The organism is Methylocystis sp. (genome assembly GCF_051061285.1).
Classification (GTDB): Bacteria; Pseudomonadota; Alphaproteobacteria; order Rhizobiales; family Beijerinckiaceae; genus Methylocystis.
In genome coordinates, this window is sequence record NZ_JBPFEA010000040.1 from 43694 (window position 1) to 65678 (window position 21985).

22 protein-coding genes are annotated in these 21985 nt (G+C 63.3%); 7 read left to right on the forward strand and 15 right to left on the reverse strand.

The genetic code is table 11. The features are described from left to right. Positions 1–459 precede the first annotated feature (459 nt). Positions 460–1017, reverse strand: coding sequence for a hypothetical protein (locus ACR65T_RS14235; protein WP_434497097.1), 558 nt, complete (start codon positions 1015–1017; stop codon positions 460–462). A 157-nt stretch (positions 1018–1174) separates the two neighbouring features. Here ACR65T_RS14235 and ACR65T_RS14240 point away from each other — a divergent pair, with 157 nt between their 5' ends. Continuing rightward, a complete protein-coding gene (locus tag ACR65T_RS14240; protein WP_434497098.1) occupies positions 1175–2083 on the forward strand; it encodes a GNAT family N-acetyltransferase in 909 nt (302 codons plus the stop codon). A 146-nt stretch (positions 2084–2229) separates the two neighbouring features. Here the strand turns inward: ACR65T_RS14240 and ACR65T_RS14245 are convergent, their stop codons facing one another. From ACR65T_RS14245 to ACR65T_RS14260, 4 genes are all read right to left on the reverse strand, one after another. Next, a complete protein-coding gene (locus tag ACR65T_RS14245; protein ID WP_434497099.1) occupies positions 2230–3108 on the reverse strand; it encodes a lysophospholipid acyltransferase family protein in 879 nt (292 codons plus the stop codon). A gap of 9 nt (positions 3109–3117) precedes the next feature. Beyond that, complete coding sequence (locus tag ACR65T_RS14250; protein WP_434497100.1) at positions 3118–4023, reverse strand: LysM peptidoglycan-binding domain-containing protein; 906 nt, start codon at positions 4021–4023, stop codon at positions 3118–3120. Positions 4024–4263: 240 nt separating this feature from the next. Continuing rightward, complete coding sequence (locus ACR65T_RS14255; RefSeq protein WP_434497101.1) at positions 4264–5406, reverse strand: extracellular catalytic domain type 1 short-chain-length polyhydroxyalkanoate depolymerase; 1143 nt, start codon at positions 5404–5406, stop codon at positions 4264–4266. A gap of 31 nt (positions 5407–5437) precedes the next feature. Beyond that, positions 5438–5854 carry a CopG family transcriptional regulator gene (locus tag ACR65T_RS14260; protein ID WP_175094944.1) on the reverse strand — a complete coding sequence of 139 codons (417 nt, stop codon included), beginning with the start codon at positions 5852–5854 and terminating at the stop codon, positions 5438–5440. A 210-nt stretch (positions 5855–6064) separates the two neighbouring features. On the opposite strand from ACR65T_RS14260, the gene ACR65T_RS14265 reads away from it, so the two are divergent. The 3 genes from ACR65T_RS14265 to ACR65T_RS14275 all read left to right on the forward strand — a co-directional run bounded on the left by ACR65T_RS14265 (position 6065) and on the right by ACR65T_RS14275 (position 8443). Continuing rightward, on the forward strand, positions 6065–6616 hold the full coding sequence (locus ACR65T_RS14265; protein WP_434497102.1) for an SRPBCC family protein: 552 nt from the start codon (positions 6065–6067) through the stop codon (positions 6614–6616). Positions 6617–6740: 124 nt separating this feature from the next. Further along, positions 6741–7325, forward strand: a complete 585-nt coding sequence (locus tag ACR65T_RS14270; protein ID WP_434497104.1) for an SRPBCC family protein — start codon at positions 6741–6743, stop codon at positions 7323–7325. 116 nt (positions 7326–7441) lie between these two features. Beyond that, on the forward strand, positions 7442–8443 hold the full coding sequence (locus ACR65T_RS14275) for a YncE family protein (protein WP_434497105.1): 1002 nt from the start codon (positions 7442–7444) through the stop codon (positions 8441–8443). A 5-nt stretch (positions 8444–8448) separates the two neighbouring features. On the opposite strand, the gene ACR65T_RS14280 is transcribed toward ACR65T_RS14275, so the two are convergent. After that, entirely contained in the window at positions 8449–9657 is a 1209-nt protein-coding gene (locus ACR65T_RS14280; RefSeq protein ID WP_434497106.1) for an FAD-dependent oxidoreductase, read from the reverse strand. A 136-nt stretch (positions 9658–9793) separates the two neighbouring features. Here ACR65T_RS14280 and ACR65T_RS14285 point away from each other — a divergent pair, with 136 nt between their 5' ends. Further along, positions 9794–10201, forward strand: a complete 408-nt coding sequence (locus ACR65T_RS14285) for an NADH:ubiquinone oxidoreductase subunit NDUFA12 (protein ID WP_123175493.1) — start codon at positions 9794–9796, stop codon at positions 10199–10201. An 86-nt stretch (positions 10202–10287) separates the two neighbouring features. Then, entirely contained in the window at positions 10288–11043 is a 756-nt protein-coding gene (locus ACR65T_RS14290) for a DUF2155 domain-containing protein (RefSeq protein ID WP_434497107.1), read from the forward strand. On the opposite strand, the gene aat is transcribed toward ACR65T_RS14290, so the two are convergent. From aat to lptG, 8 genes are all read right to left on the reverse strand, one after another. Next, positions 11040–11708 (reverse strand): leucyl/phenylalanyl-tRNA--protein transferase, encoded by a 669-nt coding sequence (aat, locus tag ACR65T_RS14295; protein ID WP_434497108.1) that lies wholly within the window; start codon positions 11706–11708, stop codon positions 11040–11042. The genes ACR65T_RS14290 and aat overlap by 4 nt on opposite strands. 70 nt (positions 11709–11778) lie before the next feature. Beyond that, positions 11779–12099: an MliC family protein gene (locus ACR65T_RS14300; protein WP_434497109.1), complete on the reverse strand. Its 321-nt coding sequence runs from the start codon at positions 12097–12099 to the stop codon at positions 11779–11781. Positions 12100–12118: 19 nt separating this feature from the next. Next, entirely contained in the window at positions 12119–13477 is a 1359-nt protein-coding gene (gene accC / locus ACR65T_RS14305; RefSeq protein WP_434497110.1) for an acetyl-CoA carboxylase biotin carboxylase subunit, read from the reverse strand. Between the two features lie 13 nt (positions 13478–13490). After that, the gene (accB, locus tag ACR65T_RS14310) at positions 13491–14018 is read right to left on the reverse strand and encodes an acetyl-CoA carboxylase biotin carboxyl carrier protein (RefSeq protein ID WP_434497111.1); all 528 of its coding nucleotides are present in this window, start codon (positions 14016–14018) and stop codon (positions 13491–13493) included. Between the two features lie 7 nt (positions 14019–14025). Continuing rightward, on the reverse strand, positions 14026–14469 hold the full coding sequence (gene aroQ, locus ACR65T_RS14315; RefSeq protein WP_434497112.1) for a type II 3-dehydroquinate dehydratase: 444 nt from the start codon (positions 14467–14469) through the stop codon (positions 14026–14028). A gap of 92 nt (positions 14470–14561) precedes the next feature. Further along, a complete protein-coding gene (locus ACR65T_RS14320) occupies positions 14562–15350 on the reverse strand; it encodes a DsbA family protein (protein ID WP_434497113.1) in 789 nt (262 codons plus the stop codon). Between the two features lie 109 nt (positions 15351–15459). Next, entirely contained in the window at positions 15460–18036 is a 2577-nt protein-coding gene (locus ACR65T_RS14325) for an LPS-assembly protein LptD (protein ID WP_434497114.1), read from the reverse strand. Further along, on the reverse strand, positions 18036–19121 hold the full coding sequence (gene lptG, locus ACR65T_RS14330) for an LPS export ABC transporter permease LptG (RefSeq protein WP_434497116.1): 1086 nt from the start codon (positions 19119–19121) through the stop codon (positions 18036–18038). Before lptG ends, ACR65T_RS14325 begins: the two co-directional genes overlap by 1 nt. Positions 19122–19509: 388 nt before the next feature. Between lptG and ACR65T_RS14335 the strand changes: the two genes are divergently transcribed. Continuing rightward, positions 19510–21066: a leucyl aminopeptidase gene (locus tag ACR65T_RS14335; protein WP_434497117.1), complete on the forward strand. Its 1557-nt coding sequence runs from the start codon at positions 19510–19512 to the stop codon at positions 21064–21066. 72 nt (positions 21067–21138) lie between these two features. On the opposite strand, the gene ACR65T_RS14340 is transcribed toward ACR65T_RS14335, so the two are convergent. Further along, a complete protein-coding gene (locus tag ACR65T_RS14340; RefSeq protein ID WP_434497118.1) occupies positions 21139–21897 on the reverse strand; it encodes a hypothetical protein in 759 nt (252 codons plus the stop codon). Positions 21898–21985 lie beyond the last annotated feature (88 nt).

Below are 21985 nucleotides of genomic sequence, written 5' to 3' on the forward strand. Positions count from 1 at the left end.
GACGCGCGATCTACGCGCGCCGCTGGATGCGCCGCGATTGAAAGTTTTCTCGAAAACGAGGATCACGCCCACGCAAAGCAACGCTCTCGTCCGGCTGTCGCCGAGAGCCGCCGAACGTCGTTGAGACCGTTCGCCGCGTCGCCATTGCGTGTTGCCTCCAGACTGCGTGAGTCTTGCGTCGACGTCAAGATATAGGGGCTAAAATTAATAGAGCGACAATATGTGGATAAGTTAGCGGATAAGGGGAAAATTCCAGCCGGGCAGGATTGAGGTCCGGCATCTGCGCAGATTCGGCAAGGGGGACTTTAATGGGCGCTGGAACCTTAGCCCTCATGCTGAGGAGCGTCCGCAGGACGCGTCTCGAAGCACGAGGGCTAGGGTTTTCGCACTCCTGCAGCATCCTTCGAGACGCCGCTTCGCGGCTCCTCAGGATGAGGATGCGCACTACGCTCGCCGCCGCTATTCGCAGGCTTTCGCGGCCGCCGGCGGAAGCAGAAAGGCGTGGTTCTCCGCATTGTCCGGGCTGAGATAGAGATAGCTGGCGCGCCCGCCCACATCGGGCCCTGGCATTTCCAGCCGCTCGACGACGGTCACGAGCACGCCCTCGGGCTGCGCGGCGATCCGGAACGCGCCGGACTCACTGTAGCCGATCCGGCAATGATGCACGCCGTCGTTCTTGGCCTTGCAGAGGTCGGTTTCCTCTGCGGAGACCGAAGCGTTGCATAAGAGGGCGCCGCGGTCCTCCTTGCAGGCGCCGAAGGTGGAGAAGGTCGCCTTGCCACGCCCCTTCGTCGAAAATTGCAGCGTCGCCAAAAACGGATAGGGCGGCGTGTCCTTTCGCGCCTCGATCGACAGCCACGCCTTGTCGACGATCTGGCTTTTATGGGCGGAAAGATGCGCCTTGTCATAGGCGCGCGCGTAACATCCGAGCGAGGGGAGCGGTTCCGCTTGCGCCGCGACGGTCGCGAGAACAAAAGCGCAGTTCGCAGCGCCGACGATCAGATGAGATTTGAACATTCGGTCCCCTAAAGGCGGTTCGATCCGCCGCCTTGTAGAAGTTCGCGAGTTCGCGCGCGAATCGCAACTTAAGCGGCGCATGAGCAATTCCCGCGTCACAAAAGTTTCGCCTCCCCGTGATCTTCAAGCGGGGAGATCGCAGCGGAGCGAGTCGCACATGTGGACGGTTAACGCGGATTTCGGTCAGACGATCTTCGCCCTCGTCAATTTTCCGCAAGCGGATTCAAAAACGCCGAAAGCGGCCAGGAAAACGCTCAGTGAAACGCTTGGCCGTCTCGGCTCGCTGGAAGTGCGGCTCGCGCGCGGCAAGAGGGAAGTGCGCAAGGCGCAGCGCCTGCGCTACGACGTCTTCTATCAGGAAGGCGGCGCCATTCCCGACGCGCGCACGGCCTTCACCCGCCGCGACGCCGACCGTTTCGACAAATATTGCGATCATCTCATCGTCATCGATCACGCGGCGCAGACCAAGCGCGGCAAGATCAGGCCGAAGATCGTCGGCGCCTATCGGCTGATGCGCGACGACATGGCGAAGAAGGCCGGCGGCTTTTATTCCGAAGGCGAATATGACGTCGGGCCGCTTCTCGCCCGTCACGCCGGCAAGCGCGCGCTGGAATTAGGGCGCTCCTGCGTGCTCGCGCCCTATCGCGGCAAGCGGACGATTGAACTGCTATGGCGCGGGCTTCTCGCCTATGTGCGGGCGCATGACATCGACGTGATGTTCGGCTGCGCAAGCCTGCACGGCGCCAATCCGCTCGCCCATGCGCAGGCGTTGAGCTATCTCGCGCATTACGCGCCGGTGGAAGAGGCGTGGCGCGTCAGCGCGCGAGACGGGCTGCACACGCCGATGCGGATGCTGGCGCGCGACGCCTTCGATGCGCGCAAGGCGCGCGATGCGCTCTCGCCGCTGATCAAAGGCTATCTGCGCTTGGGCGCGCGTTTTGGCGACGGCGCCGTCGTCGACCGCAAATTTAACACGACGGATGTCTTCGTCGTCATGCCCGTCGCTGAAATCGACGCGCGCTATCTGGAGTTTTTCGGCGCCGCGCCGAACCGCCGCGCCGCTTAGCGCTTCCGTCATTCCTGACGCGCGAAGGGCCTGCTTGGGACTGACAGCGCGCCAATGAAAGCGGCTCCTCGTCCTTCGAGACGCGCGCTGCGCGCGCTCCTCAGGATGAGGCGCCTTGGTTCGCGCACTGGAATTCGCTGATACCGCTACAAGCAGTCCTCATGCTGAGGAGGTTGCGCAGCAACCGTCTCGAAGCACGAGGACTGTGGCGATTCCTGGTTGCGGCCATGCGACGCCAGCAGTTTCTGCACACACGCGCGCGTCTCGGCGGCGAGAGTCTTGCGGTCTTTGCCGGCCGTCGCGACTTCCTCGCCGAAAGCAATGTGGCAATGCGTGCGGCCGCGCTTCATCAGGCTCCACAGATGCGGCAGGAAGCTCATGTCGCCATACCAGCCCACATCAATCCTATGCGCGCCGTCGGAATAGGCGATCGCGACCGGCGCGAGCGTCGGCGCTTCGCCGCGCGCCGACATCGCCTCCAGCGGCGCGAAATGCGCCGAACGAAAAGGCAAAACCGCAGCGCCGTCGCTCGACGTGCCTTCGGGAAAGACGACGAGATCGCCGCCCGCGCGCAACACATCGGCGAGCGCGCCATTGACGCGCGCAATATTTTGCTTCGCGCCACGCTCGACGAAGACCGTGCCTTGCAGCCGCGCCAGCAGTCCAAGCACGGGCCAGCTTGCGACTTCGCTCTTCGCCAGGAAGACCAACGGATAGAGGCTCGCGAGCGCGACGATGTCGGTCCACGACACATGGTTGGCGACGATGAAGCGTGGCGCCTTCGAGGGCAGGGCGCCGCGCGCATCCACCTTTATGCCAATGATGGCGCAAACCACGTGGCAGAAGCGCGTCTGGATCGCATGCTGAATCGGCCAGCCGCGCCGGCGCGCCAGCGCCTGTAGCGGGACAAGGAAGAGAAGGGCGCCTGTCAGCGTGAGGGCAAAGGCAAGCGCGCGCAGATAGGCCATGGCGCGCAGATGCGGCGCCTCCAAGACGGGCGTGTGACGGCGCCGCTCGGTTCGCATTGGCGTCTGCTATCGGGAAGGGCGTGACATTGGCAGCTTGATGGTCTGGCCGACGCGCAGGCGGCGAGGGTCGAGGTTAGGGTTGGCCTCGAAGATGTCTCGCCAGCGCCGGGGATCCCCGTAAAGGCGACGGGCCACGCCCGATAGGGTGTCGCCGGCGACGATCATATAGGTTTTGGCGACCTCGCTCGCGGACGTCGGCGGCTGCGGTTCGCCTTTAGCGCTTTCCTCGGGTTGCTCGCCGACCCGCGCCTCAGTCGCGGAGGGCGCGGATTTGCTCGATGTCTGCTGCGGCGGAACCGGTCGCGCCAGATGCGCGGCGTGGTGCGGGGCCGACATCATTAGCTGCATGGCGACGAACATATATGCCATGGAGGCAGCCATCACGCTCAAGCAGAAGTCGCCAACGGTCGACTTACTCTCAAGAGGATTCGTGGCCGAACCGGACCATCCGGAGAAGACCGTTGCAGCGGCCGGACGCGTCGCGTTGACAAGCCAGCCGAGCGCCTCAATACCAAAATAGAGCGCCAAGCCATAGGAGAGCAGCGGAATCCACTGCTTCATCGGCTCCCACATATAGATCATCGCGCCTTGTTGGACGAGCGCCAGCGCCCAGAGCCCGTTGAACGCGCCTCGCGCAACAAATTGCTGCGTCACCCAGAAGGCGATAGCTACGGCTATCACGGCGTATATGATGATCCACGCGCGTGCTGGAAACCATTCGAGGCCGAAGGCGGCCGATCCAAACATGTAAATCATGCCGATGAGCATGACCATGTGGCTGAAATGATAGCAGCGGCGCTCCCCGCGCATACAGATGACATGGCTGCAATGGAAGGCGAGCACGGCGCAAAGCGCGACGATCCAAATCGCCGCCGCCGTTTGCGAGAGCATCTCTTGTCCCAAGAACATCATCCACCATCATCTGGCCGCTGAGATGATGAAGTCGCGCGTGCTCTTTTTTATTATGTTTTTCGAGCGATCGGCGCCTTATCGTTTCATGTGCACTTAGAGTCGCAAGCACCGTTCTCAAGAATGGCGTTGGCGTCTTTCCGTCTCAACGTAAGAAAAATTCTCCGCTTACGGGGAGGGATCGTCCGCTGAGCGATAATTCCTTTGCCGACCGCGAAGGCGAGCGCGCGCAGACGCGGCGCGCTACGCCTTCCCCGCCTCCGCTAGGAAAAACCGCACCATCTCGCGCGAGGCCTCGGGACCATGGCGATCGGCGAAGGAGCCGTCGGGATTGCCGCCCGACCAGGCGTGGCCGAGCCCCTCGACAGCCCAATGTTCCAGCTGCGGCACGCCGCGCGCGTCCGCGATGACGGTGCGGCTGTAAGTGCGGCCGCCCGCCGATCCGGTCTCGCGCGTTTCGCTCGCCAGCGCATCGGCAAGATCGAGCCGAGCCCCGGCAATGATCGTGTCCCCGTTGGTCGGATGCACCTTCTGGTCGGCTTCGCCGTGGAAAACGATCGTCCGCACGCCGTCAGACAGCGACCTGCGCGCCGCGCCGAGCTCAAATTTACCGCCCATCGCCGCGAAGGCGGAGGCGACGTCGCTCGCCGAGCCATGCGCGAGGCCGGAATGTATGCCCACTGCGGCGTAGAGTTCCGGATAGGTCGCACCCATTGTCGCGGCCATGGCGCCGCCGGCCGACAGACCCGCCACATAGACGCGCGACTCATCGACGCGCCACTCCGCCATAACGGCGCGCGTCATGCCGGCGATGAGGCTGGGTTCGCCCTTCTCGCGTGTCTGATCCGCCGGGTTGAACCAGTTCCAGCAGCCCATCTGATTGGCCGTGGTCGACTGCGCCGGATAGGCGACGATGAAACCGTGCTCATCAGCCAGCTCATTCATTCGCGAGCCGACGGCGAAGTCGTCGGGGTTCTGCGCGCAGCCGTGAAGCATCACAATTAACGGCCGTTTGCCGTCTCCAACGCCATTGGGCGCATAGACCTTATAATCGCGGGCGCCGGCCGGGCCGACATAGCTGCGCGAGAGATAGGCGGCGCCCGGCGGAACGTCGATTCTGGGGGCTTTTCGCAGGCCGACGAGCGGCGCGCCGCTTTGATCAAGGCCTGGAAGACCGGCGTGACGCAGCAACTCCACCGTTTCGCCGAGCGGCCGGCGCAGACGAAAAGTCGGGGGATGCGGCTCGGCATGCGCGGCCGGCTGCGGCGCTGGCGCCGCGGCGCCGCTCGTCAGCGCGCGCATCAGCACGCGCGTCGCTTCGTTGAGATTTTGCTCGCGCGTCAGTTGCGTCGCCCTGTTGAAGGCGCTCGTCAGGAAGTTTTTCATTTTGTCTACGCCTCGCAGAAGGGAGGAAAGGTCAACTGATGCGGTCCTGGAGCGCCGCCTTGACGGACTTGCTCGCTTGCAGCGCGCCGAGCACGGTGATGGATTCGACGGTCTCGCGCGCGAGTTCGGGCGTCACGTCTTCGGCGATGGACGCCAGTCCCAGGACATGGATGCGCAATCTGCGGCCGGCCGCCTTCACGGCCTCGAGGTCTTCGCGGCTGTAGTGGCGCAAGCCAAGTTCCAGCGTATTCCGCACGATGGACTGTTTGACCGCATCCGCATGCGCGCCGAGCTGGTTGCGGATCGCGGTGCGGATGAAGTCGGTGCGGTTGGAGTAGAAGCCCTCGCGCACCAGGAGATCGATATGGCCGAGATCGACGTAGCCGACATTGATCGTGATTTTCTCAGCCTCCGGCGGCCTTTCTCGTAATTTGTGTAGGTCCGCCATGGCCATCCTCTCACCATCTGTTTGGATGGTATATGGATGGTCACAGGTTTGGGCGCAAGTGGCGCGCACGACCTTTGTGGCCATAGTCGATCTGACGACTTCCTCCGCGGTCGAGTTCTTCGCTCCTCTTGACGCCGCCGCTTTAGGCGCCGTTATGTGCGCCTGCCCGCCCAACTTGGCGGCCAGTTCAGGCTTTCTGGGAGATCCTAAATGACGATTGTGCTTGCGCGCCGCGCATGTGTCGTTGCGGCCCTGTCGCTTCTTTCCGCCGGGCTGCTCGCTGGGCCGGCCTTCGCGCATGGCCCGTCGCGCCAGAAAGTCGTCGAAAAGATCGAAATCGACGCCCCGGCCGCGAAAGTCTGGGAGATCGTCGGCAATTTCCAGGATTGGAACTGGCATCCCGCTATTGCGAAGACCGAAGGGACGGGCGGCAACGCCGTCGACGCCAAGCGCAAGCTGACCCTCAAGAACGGCGGCGTGATCGAGGAGTCGCTGACCAAATATGACGCCGACGGCAAGTCGCTGAGCTACAAGATCGACGCCGTCGACGTGAAGGTCCTGCCGGTCAATAACTACGCTTCGACGATCAGCGTGAAGGAAGACGGCGGCAAGAGCGTCGTCGAGTGGAAGGGCGCGTTTTATCGCGGCTTCATGAACAATGATCCGCCGCCGGAACTTTCCGACGAGGCGGGCGTGAAAGCGGTGAGCGATATTTACAAATCCGGTCTCGCCGCATTGAAGGCCAAGGCGGAGAGCAAGTAAGCGCGCCATGCGCCAAGCGTCGGTCAATTGCGCCGGTCGATATCCAGGGGAATCGGGTGAGGAAAACACACGCGAAAGCGGGCTTCCTCGTCCTTCGAGACGCGTGCTGCGCACGCTCCTCAGGATGAGGAAGCCCTTCACCCGATCGCGCTGGGTCGATATCGCCGCAACGCGCCGGCTCATCTTTGGCGCCGTCGTGGCGCTCGCCGCTTTCTGCCCGATCATCGCAGTCGCGGCGCATGGCGCGTCGCCGCTGAAAGTCGTCGAGACGACGATCGTCGATGCGCCGCCGGGCAAAGTCTGGGCGGTCGTCTCTGACTTCGCTCACGCCGATTGGCTGCCGGGCGTCGCCCGCGTCGAAGCGTCGGGCGACGACGTTCCCGATCAGGCGCGGCGCAGGCTGATCATGGCTGACGGCGGCGTCATCGATGAACTGCTGACGAAGCGCGACGCCGATCGGATGATGCTTGGCGTGCATCGCGAAGGCGATGATGTGAAGCGGCTGCCGGCGACGAATTACACCGCGCTGATTACGTTGCGGCCCGCAGAAGACGGCAAGACGCAGGTCGAATGGAAGGCGCGCTTCTACCGCGGCTATCCCAACAACGACCCGCCGCCGGAATTGAACGACGACGTCGCCATCGCCGCGGTCACGGCGCTGCAGCGCGCTTTTCTTGCGGCGTTGAAGGCGAAGGTGGAGGGGCGATGAAGCTGTGGCCGCGAATTCCCTCTCCCGCTGCAAACCGGGTGTTCCCGGTTTGCGCATCGGATGCCGAAGTCGGCAGCAGCCGACTTCGGTTCGGGAGAGGGTGTCACGCGGAACGCGTGACGGGTGAGGGCCCTCATCCGACCCCGCTTCGCGGGGCCACCTTCTCCCGCAAGCGGGAGAAGGGACCGCGCGCCTTATTCGCCGCTCTCCTTCTCCTCGCCGCGCCCGCCCTCGCCGACGAGGCCTTCGTCACCGCGCAAGGCGCCGACGCCCTCTCGATCGTCGATCTTTCCAAAATGCAGACCGTCGCGACTCTGCCCATCGGCGGCAAGCCGGCGGGAGTCGCGGTGTCGCGCGACGGCGCGCGCGCCTTTATCACCAGCCCCGAGGGCAAGTTTCTTACCGTCATCGATGCGGCGACGCGCACCATCGAAAAGCGCATTCCGGTCGAAGGCGGGCCGCTCGGCGTCGCCGCAAGCCCGGACGGCAAGCGCGTCTATGTCGCCGATCTCTATGGCCGGCGCCTCGTCGAGATTGTTCTCGCAGGCGGCGCGCAGCGCAGCGTCGGCGTCGGCGCAATGGCGTCGGGCGTCGCGGTTGCGCCAGACGGCAAGACGATCGTCGTCGCCGACCGCGACGACAATGCGCTGTCCCTCATCGACGCGGCGACGTTTTCGCGCGCCGCGACCATACCGGTCGGCAAGCATCCTTTCGGCGTGACGATCGACGCTTCCAGCGCGCGCGCCTATTCGGCCAATGTGGAATCCGACGATGTCAGCGTCATTGACCTCGCTTCCCGCAAAGTCGTCGCGACGCTCAAATGCGGCAGCCGGCCTTACACGGTGGCGCTCGCCAAGGGCCGCGTCTTCGTCGCCAATCAGCATGGCGATAGCGTCAGCGTTTTCGACGCTGAAAGCTTGGCGCCGCTCGAAACGATAAAGGTCGGCGAATATCCGGAAGGCCTCTCGGTTAGCGGCGACGGCGCGCGCGTCTATGTCGCCAATTGGTTCTCGAACGAACTCTGGGCGGTCGACGCGCAGACGCTGAAAGTTCTGGGAAAAGCGGAGACCGGCGACGGCCCGCGCGCTTTCGGCGCCTTTATTCGCGAAGCCGACTGACCGGCTTACGTTTGGATGTGCTCGGGCCGCACGCCGAGCCCGATGAGCCGCGCCGGCAGTCGGCGCAGCAACGGAATGGCGTTAAGGAGTCGCAGCGCCAGCGGCGCCTCAAACGGCTTCTCTGCCGAGAGGACGCTGCGCACCACGCGATTTTGGATCGCGAGCTGAAGGGCCTGCGTCACGCGGGTCGGAAACTCCCGCCGGCGCTGGACGGCGGCTAGATCGTCGTCGCTCAGAGCATTGTCGCGCAGCTTCGCGGCAAGGAGATTGGCGGCGGCGACGGCGTCCTGGATCGCCAGGTTCACCCCGACGCCGCCGACGGGCGACATGGCGTGGGCGGCGTCGCCGACGCACAGCAAGCCGGGCCGGCTCCAAATCTTGAGGCGGTTGACCTGAACGGTCAGCAGGCTCACGTCGCTCCAATCCTTGAGCGTGTCGACGCGATCGGCAAGGAAGGGCGTTAAGCCGGCGATCGAATCGCGAAACGTCTCGATGCCTTTCTCGCGTAATTTTTCGGCGTCGCCCTTGGGGATAACGCAGCCGCACTGCCAGTAGGAGCCGCGATCGATCATCGCCAGCATGCGCCCCGGTGCGACGCGGCCGAAGCTTTCGTCGGGATCGCTCTCCTTGCGCGGCAGCTTGAACCACAGCACGTCCATCGGCGCGCCGAAATCCTCAACGGGGAGCTCCGCGTCCTCGCGTATCCGTGAACTCCGCCCGTCGGCGGCGATGACGAGCTTGGCCTCGATCTTCAGCTCTCCTTCCGGCCCTTTCGCCGAAACGCCGCAGACGCGGTCGCCGTCTAACAAGAGGCGCTCGCCGGCAGTCTGCATCAGAAGGCGGAAATTCGGCAGCGCGCGCGCATGTTCGGCGATAAAGTCGAGAAAATCCCATTGCGGCATGAAGGCGATGAAATTGCATTTGCCTGGCAGGCTGGAGAAATCGGCGACCTTGTATTGACGCTCGCCGATCCAAGCCGAAAGCTCATAGGTCTTGTGGTGCGGAAGCCGCAGGAATTCATCGAGCAGGCCGAGCTCGTCCATGATGCGCAGCGTCGACGGGTGAATCGTGTCGCCGCGAAAATCACGCAGAAAATCGGCGTGTTTTTCGAGGACGATCACATCGACGCCGGCGCGCGCCAGCAGAAATCCGGCCATGAGCCCGGCAGGGCCGCCGCCGACGACGCAGCATTGGGTCGAAAGGGTTGCGGACATACAGTCCTCCATTTCTGGGCGTCGCAAGCGGAAGCGCGAGCAGCTTCGAATCCGAATCGTCGCGGGGCTGCGGCAAGGCTGGACATTGGCGCCATCAGACGCAATAAGGGGCCACAAAATCGAGGACGCCAAATACATGTCCTATATCGTTCGCTTCTTCACCTGGTGGAACCGCGCCACGCTCAGCACCGGCCTGTGGACGCTGCTGTACGGCGAGCGCGTCGGCGAAGACGAATTCGGCAACGTCTATTACCGTCGGCGCGGCGGCAAGATCGATGCGGCGCTCGGGTTTGAACGGCGCTGGGTGATCTACAACGGCTATTGCGAGGGTTCGGCGACGCCGCCCGGATGGTACGGCTGGCTGCACCACACGGTGGATACGCCGCCGACCGACGAGACCTATCGGCCGCGCTCCTGGGAGCTTCCGCATCAGGCCAATTTGACCGGAACGCCGCAGGCCTATCGGCCGCCGGGCTCTCAGCTCGCGCTGGGCGAGCGGCCGCCCGCCGGCGGCGACTACGCCCCCTGGCGGCCTGAAGGCTGAGCGGCGCTCTCCTTGGAAAGGCCTTTCTTGCCTGCTTTCGTCCCCGGCTTGTTTTTGAGGCTGGCGGAGAATCATGCGGTGATCGGATGAAGTTGCCCTTATCCCTGGCGCCAGCGGCAGTCGGCGCGTGGGCTTTTTTTGCGGTCGCCGCGTCAGCCGAGCCGATCCGGCATCCAACCGCGATCTTCGCCGGCCTCGATAAGACCACTGGCCGCATCATCAATTTCGACGTCGCGATCGACGAAACCGTTCAGTTCGGCGCCCTTCAGGTGACGCCGCGCGTGTGCAATACGCGACCGCAGACCGAAACGCCGCAGACGACAAGCTTCGTCGAGGTGGACGAGCTCATCCTCAAGCCGGAACGCCGAGGCGACGCCAAGCCCGAAACGGTCAAGACCGACGCCAAACAAGAGGCGAAGCGCATCTTCTCGGGCTGGATGTTCGCTGCAAGTCCCGGTCTCCACGGGGTCGAGCATCCCGTCTATGACGTCTGGCTGGTCGACTGCAAAGGCGGCAAGGAAACTGTTGCGCCGCCCGCCGAAGCGGCCGCGCCGGCGGCTCCGCCTGCCGAGGCCGAGGCGACGGTCCCGTCAGAAGGGACCAGCGGCAAGAAGCGCCGCTCGCGCAGAGTCGAGCCCACGGCGCCGCCGCCGATGGAAAATCAGCCGATCGGGCCCGCCGATCAGGCGGCCCCGGCGCCCGTCGAGCCTGAGGCGGCTCCTGCGCCAGCGGAAGATCCTGCCGCCTCGCCGACGGGCGGGCGCAAGAAGAAGCGGCGGCGCGCCGAACAGGCAAACCCCGCTGCGGCGCCTCCGGCCAGCAACCCGCTTTTCCCCTTCTAATCGGCAAGCGCGGCCAGCGCCTGAACGCCGCTCACGGGCGCGTTTTTGGGCCAGACGCTGAAGTTGGCTTTCTCCGGGAGCGCCTGTTCGAGCGCGCGATGATATTCCTCGCGCGAAACCTCGATCGCGCCGAGCGAGGCGAGATGCGGCGTAATGAATTGCGTGTCGAGCAGCTGGAAGCCGCCCGCCCGTAACCGCCCGATCAGGTGGACAAGCGCGACCTTTGAGGCGTCGCGCGCCAGATGGAACATGCTCTCGCCGAAAAAGGCGCTCCCGAGAGCGACGCCGTAGAGCCCGCCGACGAGACGCCCGTCGAGGCGGCATTCGACCGTATGTGCGAAGCCAATATCGAACAACTCACGATAAAGCCGATGGATTTCGGCGTTGATCCAGGTCCGCTCGCGTCGAAACGCGGGAGCGGCGCAGGCGTCGATCACCGCGTCAAAATCGCGATCGACGACGACCTCGAAGCGATCGGACCTCACCGTCTTGGCCAGGGAGCGCGACACGACGAAGTCGTCGAGGGGAAAGATCGCGCGCCGCTCCGGATCGACCCAATAAAGCTGATCGTCGTCGGCGCTCTCGGCCATCGGGAAAAGTCCGATGGAATAGGCGCGGAGCAGAAGATGCGGGGTGATCGCATAGGGGGCGTTGAGGCGGGACATATATTCAAGGATAGCGGCGCGAGAACGCCGCGCCACCCTCAGGCGGCGAGTTTCTTTAAAGAAAGTCGAATTAATTGCGCGTCGTGCAGTTGAGCGTCTTGCCGCGCCACTCGACCATGGCGTCGTCGCCCTTGTTCCAGAACTCGATATTCTTGGCGACGTAGCGCGCGCCGCTCGCGGCCAGCGCCTGTTTGGCCATCACGGTCTCGCCCTTAAAGACGAGTTTCGCGCGATTGGCGTTCGCGCCAAGGAAAGTGACCGTCAGAGCGGCGTTGGGATCGCCCGAACATGTGAAGACGAAGGGACCGCGCACAGGGGTTTTTGCGTGGGCGGATGCGAGCGGCGCAGCTGCCGCCAGAACCACCGCGACGATGACCGACGATCGATTCATCTTCTTTCCACCCTTCGCTTTAAAAATCGGGTTCGATGCCGCCCGTCGCCAAAAAATGCTCCAGCCAATGAATGTCGTAAATACCGTTTTGAACGTCGGCGTTGCGCACGAGCGTGCGAAACAGCGGAAGCGTCGTATCGATGCCGTCGACGATAAATTCGTCGAGTGCACGGCGCAGTCTCATCAGCGCTTCCGTTCGGTTGCGCCCGTGAACGATCAGCTTTCCGATGAGCGAGTCGTAGTTGGAGGGGATCGTATAGCCCTGGTAGACCGCTGAATCGACGCGAACCCCGACGCCGCCGGGCGGGTGGTAATAAGCGATGCGCCCGGGCGAGGGCCTGAAGCTCGTGGGGTGCTCGGCGTTTACGCGGCATTCGATGGCGTGGCCATAGAACCACATGTCTTCCTGTCGCAGGGAGAGCGGCGAGCCCGCCGCGACCCGGATCTGTTCGCAGACGAGATCGACGCCGGTGATCGCCTCCGTCACCGGATGCTCGACCTGAATGCGCGTATTCATCTCGATGAAATAGAATTCGCCGTTCTCATAGAGAAACTCGATCGTGCCGGCGCCGGCGTATTGCATGTCCCGCATCGCGCGCGAGCAGATCTCGCCGATCTCCATACGCTGCGCGTCGTTGAGCGCGGGCGAGGGGCTTTCCTCCCAGATCTTCTGGTGTCGGCGCTGGAGCGAACAGTCGCGCTCGCCGAGGTGAACCGCCTGGCCCTTGCCGTCGCCGAAAATCTGAAACTCGATATGGCGCGGCTTTTCGAGAAATTTCTCGATGTAGACCGTATCGTCGCCGAACGCGGCCTTTGCCTCGGTGCGCGCGGTGGCGATCGCGACGGGAAGGTCATGCGCGTCGCGCGCGACCTTCATGCCGCGGCCGCCGCCCCCGGACGCCGCCTTCACCAGAACGGGAAAGCCGATCCTTTCGGCGATCTTCAGCCCTTCTTTTTCGCTCAGGATCGGCCCGTCGGACCCGGGCACGCAAGGAATGCCAAGCTTCCTTGCGGTCGCCTTGGCTTCGATCTTGTCGCCCATCAGGCGGATGTGCTCGGATTTCGGGCCGATGAAGGTGATGTTGTGCTCTTCGAGAATCTCGGCGAAGCGCGCGTTCTCAGAAAGGAAACCGTAGCCCGGATGCACGGCGTCCGCGCCGGTGATCTCGCACGCGGAGAGCAGGGCGGGAATGTTGAGATAGGAATCGCGGGCGGCCGCCGGCCCGATGCAGACGGACTCGTCGGCGAGCTTGACATGCATGGCGTCGGCGTCGGCGGTCGAATGCACGGCGACTGTCGCGACGCCTAATTCCTTGGCTGCGCGCAGGATGCGCAGCGCGATTTCGCCGCGGTTGGCGATAAGGATCTTGTCGAACATCGCTTACCGCCGCCTACTCGATCACGAGGAGAGGTTCGCCGTATTCCACAGGCTGGCCGTCCTCGACCAGTATGGCCGTCACAACGCCGGATTTGGTGGCGACGATGTCATTGAAGGTCTTCATCGCTTCGATCAGCAAGAGCTTGTCGCCGAGCGAAACGCGCGCGCCGATCTCGACGAAGGGTTTTGCGTCGGGGTTCGGCCGAAGATAAGCGGTGCCGACCATGGGCGATTTCACCGCGTCCAGGTATTCGGCGGGCTCCGTGACGGGAGTGGGGGGCGTGGCCGGCTTGGCCATCGGCGGCGGCGGCAGGGGCTGGACCGGCGGCGCCGCGCCGACGCTCGCGATCGCTGCGGCAGGCGCACGCGCCGCGCGGATACGCAAATCGCCCTTCTCCACCTCAAATTCGGTCAAATTGCTGTTTGCGACGAGCTCCGCAATCGTGCGCAGCAGATCCGCGTCGATGGCGGGCGCGGGCGCGGTGACCGACGCCGGCTTGCGGGAGGAAGCGGTGCGAGGCGGTTGAGCTTTGCGCGCCATAAGTGTTTCAGCTCTTTCTCAGTTCGTTTTCAAAGACAGCGTCAAGGGCAAGAACGTATGAGAGCGGGCCGAATCCCGCGATCACGCCGCGCGCCGCGGGCGAGATGAAGGAACGGCTCCGAAAGCTCTCGCGTGCGTGCACATTGGACAGATGCACTTCGATGACGACAGCTTCCGCGCCCTTGATCGCGTCATAGAGCGCGATGGATGTGTGCGTCAGCGCGCCAGCGTTCAAAATGACCGGCGCGCCCGCGCCGCCGGCTTCCTGGATCCAGTCGACGAGATCGCCCTCGTGGTTGGACTGCCGGAAAACCAGCGATACGCCGCGTTCGGCGCAACGCTTCTCCAGCGTCGCGCGGATATCGTCGAGCGACGCCGTTCCGTATATCGCGGGCTCCCGCTTGCCGAGAAGATTGAGATTGGGACCGTTAAGCACATGGACGGCTGACATAGCGCTTCCGAAAACGTTCCCCGAAAAATCTCAAAGGCGGCAGGCTGTCTCTCTTAGCCTTGTTGTCGCCGCAAAGAAAGCCCGTCGCCGCGCTAGCAGGCGGTCTTGCCGCATTTGCGCATGTTTTCGATCTTGGCTTTCAGTTGCGCGTAGGGCACGCCGCCGATGATCGCCTCTTTGCCGATGACCCAGGCGGGCGTTCCATCGAACCGCAGCTCATCGGCCAGCTTAGCGACTTCCTTCAGCGCGGCCTTTGTCTCCGCGCTCGACATGTCCTTCTCGAGACGGGGCATATCGGCGCCCACCTCCTTCGCCGCCGCCAGCGCCTGCTGCTTGCCGATGTGGCCGCGAGTCGAGAGCAGCTTGCGATGGAAATCCCAGAACTTCTGGCTGTCGAGCTGCATGCGCGCAGCGGTCGCGACCTGCGCCGCCTCGACGGAGTCGGGCCCCAGAATCGGGAAGTCCTTGAGCACCACCCGCAGCTTGGGATCCGCCTCGATCAACTTGGCGACCGAAGCCATCGACTGCTTGCAGTAGCCGCAGTTATAGTCGAAGAATTCGACGAGCGTGACGTCGCCGCCAGGATTGCCCACGACGGCCTGGTTGGGCGAGTTCACGATTTTGTCCCCGTGCTGGCCGACGGCCTTTTCCCGTGTGGCGGCCTCGGCGACCTTTTCGCGCTTTCCAAGTTCGTCAATCGCTTGCCGGACCACTTCCGGGTTGGAAAGGAGATAGTCGTGCACGACCTTCTCGATCTCGACCTTCTGCTTGCCTGAAAGGTCCTCGGCGAAGAGCGGCGTCGCCGCGCCTAGAGCGAGACATGCGCCGGCGGCGAGCGAGATAAAAAAGCTCATTGCATTCTCCTTTGCGCGACAGCGCATTCGTGTCGGGGTCTGTTCGTCGCGGCGCTTTTTAGCATGGAGGACGGCTGGCGTCCTCCTGACGTAAGTTGGTGCATATCACGAGGTTGGCACATTTCACGCGAATGGCTTAGCGCGACTGATTGGCCCGAACGCCGTCGTTCACCAGCACCGAACCGACGCCGTAGTTGAACTTCGCTTCGCCCAGGGTGCGCAGCTGGAGCGTGACCATTACCGTTTGGTTGCGCGCCGGCAGGCCCGTGTATGACTGCGGTTGATAGATCTGTGAATAATTGATCGACAGCGTCGTGCATTCGTCCTGATAGCCGATGCCGCCGCCGAGCGTTGCGACTGAGAACAGGGGCGCCGAGCCGATGAGATTTGAGCCTGTAAGCGTCGTCGCATAATAGACGGACGTCGGATTGGTGAGGGAGTTATAGAGATAGCGGCTCATATCGAAGGTGACGGTGCCCGTCAGGAAATAGTTTTTGGTGATGTCGTATTTTCCGGACGCGGAGAGTCCCTGGCGACGCACGTCAAAGCCGATCGCCGGCTGTGAGGCGTAATTCGCGTATTGGAGCTGGAGCGAGATCGGATCCAGATTCATTGTCGCGAACACGTCGACTCGCCGCGCGCGCAAGCTCCCCTTGTCGAAGCGGCCCTTGGCGGTGAGGCTGAGAACGGACGAAGGCGCAAACGCGAAGCGTCCGACGATGTCCGATGCGCGCGAGTTGAGGCCCGAATCGAGGCCGACATTCGCCGCGTCAGCCTGTGCATAGGAGTTGGCGCCGGCGATCTGGCGCGACTGGCCGATCATCGCGTTAATGAAGCCGCCATTGGACAGCGACAGGGTGGCCTGGCCGCCATAGTTGAGGCGCGTGCCCGTCTCGAACCGGTCATAGCCGGAGAATTTGCTCCATTCGAACAGCGTCGAATCGTCGAAGACGAGGCTTTGCGCGTCGATGTTCACCAGCGACGGAATCGAAGTCTGATTGGGGCGCGCGACGACCTGCGCGATCGGTTCGAAGACGATGTCGCCGATAAAGCTTCTGGCAAGGATCGGGTAGCGCCATTCGGCGCCGAAGCCCGGGAGCGCCTGGCCGCGGAAGCGGTTGTCGGCGCCGTTGAAGAACTGGCCCTGCGCGGCATTGGGGATCGCCGACAGACTTTGGTTATAGATCGGGAACAAGCCTTGCCGGTCGTAATCGAGATAGCTTCCGACGAAACGCGCGAACGCGAACGGGGTCCACACGCCGCCGACCGGATCGATGATTTTACGTTTCCAGGCGCCGCTGATCGTCGCGTGCTGATAATCGCCGCCGACGCCGCGCAACAGACAGCCGCTCTGCGCCGGGTCGGTCGCCCGCCCGTAAATCTGGCAAACATTGTACAGGCTATAGATGCGGTCGAGCGTTCGCGGCTGTATGGACTCGAAGTTCGCGACGTTGGCGGAAGTGCTCGTCACATTGGCGTCGAGTTCAACCTGTCCGCCAACGCCAGCCGTCGCCGCAGGATCAATGTCGAAGACGCGGTTATAGTCGATCACCGGATGGACGACGGGCTGCTGCGCCTGCACGTCGTTGGGCGACAGCAGCTGGAAATAGTATCCGCGCATGTCGAAATAGCTGCGCGGTCCTTGGCCGGTCAGATAGATCGTCGACGACGCTTCGCGGAAGAAATAGTTCTGCAGGAGATAATTGTATTGCTGGTAGTCCTGCAGGAAGTAGCGATCGGACAGCGCCGTGATGTCCCAGCCAGCGCGCCAACGGTCGTTGAGCCAGAATTCGCCCATAGACTGGATGGCGCCGCGCCACTGCTTGCCGCCGGCGCCGTACGGGGCTTGCGCGAAGGCGCTCGTGTCTCCCACATGCGTGCCCTGACCGCGGATCGTATAGCCGCCATTGTCGAAGCGCTGACGGAATTCGGCGGTGACGAACGGGCCCTGCCGGGAAAAATAAACCGGCGTTACGGTCAGGTCGTAATCCGGCGCGATCGCCCAGAAGTAAGGCACGCCCACGCCGGCGCCGAGCTGCTGGCGATAGATGAAAACCGGCGATAGAAAACCGGACTTGCGCTTCACCGATGGGTCGGCCGACGACCAGAACGGCACATAGGCGACCGGCACGCCAAGAAGTTCGAAGGACGCATCCTCGTAATAGATCATCTTCTCGACGTTGTCGTGAATGATCCGTTTGGCGCGAACCGACCACGTGCGCGGCTTTGCGGGATCGTCTCGACAGGCCTCGCAGGCGGTGTAGGTGCCCATGTCGAAGGTCGTCGTCTCGCCGGCCCGCTCGGCGCGCGGCGAGGTGAAATGCGTGTTGTTGACGGTGTCGACCTGCAGGCTGTCGATGAACCCGTTCTTGAAATCATCCGTGAAGTCGAAACGCTCGGCCCTGGCGATTGAGCCGTCGGTTTCGGTCAGCGTGGCGTGGCCCTCGGCGAAGACGCGCGACGTGTTGCGGTCATAGGTGACGCGGTCGGCTTCCAGCAGCCGGCCCTTGTAATAGATCTGGACGGCCCCGCGCGCCGTGACGGTGTTGCTTTTCTCGTCGTAGACGAGCTCCTTGGCCTCGACGACCATGCGCGCATCGGCCCCCGCGGCCGGCGGCGCCGCAGCGGCCGAGTGCGTGGCGAAAGCCGCTTCGGCGAGCGCGAGCGCGGCCGCAAGAATGGATAGGCGCCGGGAGGAGCTGGTGAGCGCCATCAGCCGTCCTCCGAATAGAGCAAAATGACCGTGCCCAACATGCTCCCGACAAGCGCAGGCGACCATGCGGCCACCACAGGGCTGATCATGCCTGCGCCGCCGAGATCCGAGAGGACTTTAGTAACGATGTAAAGCACGAAGCCTGCGGCCACGCCACCCGAAAGGGTTTTTGCGACCCCGCCAAATCGAAAGAATCTTAATGAAAAGGAAGCGGCGACGAGAACCATCGCGACGAGCAGCAGCGGTCGCGCAAGAAGCGTCTGAAACTGCAGCCGATAGCCGGTCGCGTCGAGACCCGCTTCGGCGGTGCGCGCCGTCATTTCCGGCAGCGACCAGAACGGCGTGCCTTGTGGCGGCGTCGTCGCCGCCGCCACCTGCTCGGGCGTCAGGTCGGTGGCGAGCATGTAAGAACCGACGCTGCGCGCCGGCTCTCCGGGCAGGCTGACCTGCGCGTTTTCGAGCACCCAGACTCCGGGCTCGAGGCGCGCGTGATGCGCTTCGACCCGCTCCAGGAAACCGCCGCGCGCCGCGTAAATGTTGACGCTGACCCCCGCGAGCTCCGAGCCGCCATTCGAGGAGTTCATGGCGTGCATGATGGCGAGGCCGTCGACGCCGTGCTGGCGCAGCCAAACGCCGTGGTCGATGCGCAAACTGCCGGGCACGCCGAAAAGATCCCACTCCATTTGTTCGGAGCGCTGTTTCATTGAAGCCGAGAGCGGGTTGTAAATCGCCACGGACACAACCCCGATGAGCAGGGCGGTGAGCGCCGGCGGCGCAATGAACTGCCAAACCGACATGCCGGCGGCGCGGGCGACGATCAATTCAAGCTTCCTGGTGAGGTCGACGAAGGTCGCCATCGATCCGAAGAGAACGGCGAAGGGCAGGATCATCTCGGCGGCCGCCGGCACCCGCATCGCCGTCATCAGCGCGACGGTCGCCGCGCCGGCCTGCGGATTGTCGCTGGCGCGCCGCAGCATCTCGACGAAAACCACGACGAACATCAGGCAGAAAATCGTAAAAAAGATCGCCAGAATCGTGCGCATAAACCGCAGTGCAAAATAGCGCGTGATCGTCGCCCCGATCATGGCTGCGGCCGTCCTCCTTTGTGTCTTGGCGCGCCGCCCCAGGGGGAGCAGTTAAGGCCCTGTTAACGATCGCTAGACGCTCGCATCTTTGCGCGCAAGCGTTGCGCGGCTCCTTTGAGCCGCCCCGACATATTCAATTCGCGAGCGTTGCTTTTGCGCCACGTCGGATTTCTGCGTAAAGATCGCGGCGATTCCGCGGCGGGACAATTTCTGGAAGAGCTCAAAATATGACCGGAGCCGCGATTGACCGCCGCCGCCCGCCGGAAGATAGTACGCGCCGCTCCCGTCAAATCGCGCGCCTGGCGCGTCGCCGGCGCTAACTTTCTCAAAAACCGACGCATTCGCGCCGGAACGGCTTCCGCTTCGGCGGAGGAGGCAAGAGGCCCTGATGCTCGTCAACGCCAAATATGAACTCCAGCCATTCGACGCCGCCGAAGCGCTGCTGCGCCAGCCCGAGGACGCCGGGCATCCGCGAACGCTCGTCGTTTTCGTGGGCCGCGACCTCGCCATGGGCGAGCGCGCCGCCAGCGTGCTCAAGGATGCGGCCGCGCATCTTTCGCGCGCCGCCGCGGCGGCGAAATTCAAGGGCAAGTCGGGAACGTCGCTCGAAATTCTTGCGGCGCCCGGCGCGCCCGCCAGCAGAGTGATACTGATGGGCGTCGGCGCCGGGGACGAGACCGGGGGAGAGGGCGGCGAAGCCGCCAAGCCCTTCGAGGACTTCTTGGCGCTTGGCGGACAAACCGCGGCGAAACTCGGTGCGGGGGCGCGGGCGGTCGTGCTGTTCGACCTGCCGGAAGGGATTTCCGCCGCTCACGACTCGGTCGGCCAATTCGCGCTCGGCGGCTGGCTGCGCGCTTACAAATTCGACCATTACAAGACAAAGAAGAAGGACGAGGCCGAGCGCGACGGGCCGATGGAGGTCGTCGTCGCCCTGGCCGATCCGGACAGCCATAGCGCCGCGATGTCGGATGGCGGTCATTTGGCGGACGCCGTCATGCTCGCAAGAACTCTCGTCAATGAGCCGGCGAACGTCCTGACTCCGCCGGAATTCGCCCGCCGTGCGTCGGAGCTGATGAAGCTGGGCGTCGAGGTCGAGGTCCTCGACGAGAAGGCGATGTCCGAACTCGGGATGCGGGCGCTGCTCGGCGTCGGGCAGGGGTCCGAGGCGGGGATCCGGCTCGTCGTGCTGCGCTGGAGCGGCGGCGCCCAGGGCGCGGCGCCGATCGCCTTCGTCGGCAAGGGCGTCGTTTTCGACTCCGGCGGCATTTCGATCAAGCCCGCCGCCTCGATGGAGGACATGAAGGGCGACATGGCCGGCGCCGCCGCCGTGACCGGCGCCATGTACGCGATCGCCGCGCGCAAGGCGAAGGCCAATGTCGTCGGCGTGCTCGGCCTCGTCGAGAACATGCCGGACGGCAAGGCGCAGCGGCCGGGCGACATCGTCAAATCCATGTCGGGCCAGACGATCGAGATCGTGAACACCGACGCCGAAGGTCGGCTCGTCCTCGCCGATGCGCTAACATACGTTATAGAGCACCATAAGCCCGCCGCCGTCATTGATCTGGCGACGCTCACCGGCGCCATTCTCGTCGCCCTGGGCCAGGAATATGGCGGGTTGTTCTCGAACAATGACGAGCTTGCCGATCACCTGACTAAAGCCGGGAACCACATCGGCGAGAAGCTCTGGCGCATGCCGATGGGTCCCGCCTATGACAAGCTGATCGACTCGAAATTCGCCGATATGAAGAATACCGGCGGCCGCCATGCCGGCTCGATCACCGCGGCGCATTTCCTGCAGCGTTTCGTCGGCAAGACGCCCTGGGCGCATCTCGACATCGCCGGCACCGGCATGGGCTCGCCGATGAGCGACACCAACCAGAGCTGGGGCGCCGGCTGGGGCGTCCGGCTCTTGGACCGGCTGGTGCGCGACTATTACGAGGGGTAGCGGCTCGGGGCCTGCGAACGCGTCTAGAGACGGCGATTGTCGCCGCCTCAGGTGCCCCGCTCCAAATTATTACTATAGCGCTGTTCCGGCCTTTTGCAGTTCAACGAATCGGTCGGAACTCAAAATTCTTCCAACGATCATCTCCGCATGTTCTTTGTCACAAAAGATCGTGTCGAGCATAAATAGTATAGGCACGCGTGCGCTCTTCACTCTCATCGAAATAAAACTGCTAACAATGTTCTTGTCAATGCTTATGTCTTGGATCGCCGAACGGGCCTTATTCATCCATACACCCGTTTTATCGAGCTCAAAGACAAAACTGTAATATGGATTCTTGTCGATTGCGAGAGGGCCGGCCGGAACAGGCTTAAAAAAGCTCGCCCCACCTCCTGAAGATGATGCAGCGAAAGACCGCCCAAGCGATATAGCGAAACCACTATTGAACTCAAATATTTTAACAGACGTAGCAATGTCATAGTCATAGCTCTCCAAAGAATATTTAACAAAAAAAACATTAGCACTTTCCTGAACGCAATAACACGATGATATGCCACGACGACTTCCAACGTAGATGAGGCGTTTGCCCACCCTATAGTAGTGTAGCAGCAACAAGATAGGGTACGACATGGCTATAATCGCTGCTGTAACTGCTAGGTCTGTCACGGCTCCCCCAGAAGCCGCCAGAAATAACCACGGTACAATCATTGTGAGCAGCATGATATTAGGCCATCGAAAGGCACAGAGCCTGGAGTTCGCGCGAACCGCCCAGAGCGGCTCGATGTCGGCGATGTCGTCGTCCCGCTCGCTCGGTCGCATCTGGTCCGCCAACATGACGTCCGGTCTCTCCGCATCCCACAATAGCAATCAAACTCGATGCTTAACCGCTTCGCTTGCGTCGTCAAGCCGAAGTGCGAAGAAA